This window comes from Halomonas flagellata, from assembly GCF_022487945.1.
GTDB lineage: Bacteria > Pseudomonadota > Gammaproteobacteria > Pseudomonadales > Halomonadaceae > Halomonas > Halomonas flagellata.
The window spans coordinates 1-855 of record NZ_JAKVPY010000083.1 but is presented as its reverse complement, the minus strand read 5'-3'; the positions used below and the strand labels follow the sequence as shown (position 1 = coordinate 855).

Below are 855 nucleotides of genomic sequence, written 5' to 3'. Positions count from 1 at the left end.
ATCCTGAGGCCAAAACTGGATTCGGGATTAGTTCCTTGAGCATTGGGTTGTTATCAAATATAACTTGGATATTCTTTGGTAAGTCTGACATACCCATTCCTTCTTGAGTTTTGGCGTTCATTGGGCCGAAAAATCCGTTTTTAAACATAGGGTTTCCGGACATTGATAATGTTCACGTAATGAACTTACTGTGCTTTTTACTAAGTTACAGCAATTTATAGATAAAAATTGACGTTGTAGTTTGATATAGATACGAGAAAGCCTTTGTTATAAATCAATTTGTTTTTGTTAGGGAAGGTGCGAACAAGTTCCTGATATGAGATCATCATATTCATCCGGAGCGCATCCCAGAGGGACATCATGAGCCATCAACTCACCTTCGCCGATAGTGAATTCAGCACTAAGCGCCGTCAGACCCGAAAAGAGATTTTCCTCTCCCGCATGGAGCAGATTCTGCCATGGCAAAACATGGTGGAAGTCATCGAGCCGTTTTATCCCAAGGCGGGCAATGGCCGACGGCCCTATCCGCTGGAGACCATGCTGCGTATTCACTGCATGCAGCATTGGTACAACCTGAGCGACGGTGCCATGGAAGATGCCCTGTACGAAATCGCCTCCATGCGCCTGTTTGCCCGATTATCCCTGGATAGCGCCCTGCCGGATCGCACCACCATCATGAATTTCCGCCACCTGCTCGAGCAGCATCAACTGGCCCGTCAATTGTTCAAGACCATCAATCGCTGGCTGGCCGAAGCAGGCGTCATGATGACCCAAGGCACTTTGGTGGATGCCACCATCATTGAGGCACCCAGCTCTACCAAGAACAAAGAGCAGCAACGCGATCCGGAGATGCAT

Annotated in this window: 1 pseudogene; it reads left to right on the top strand. The window is 47.8% G+C overall.

The features are described from left to right. Positions 1-360: 360 nt before the first annotated feature. Positions 361-855: pseudogene (locus tag MKP05_RS21205) on the top strand (IS5-like element IS5B family transposase); the annotation flags it as partial.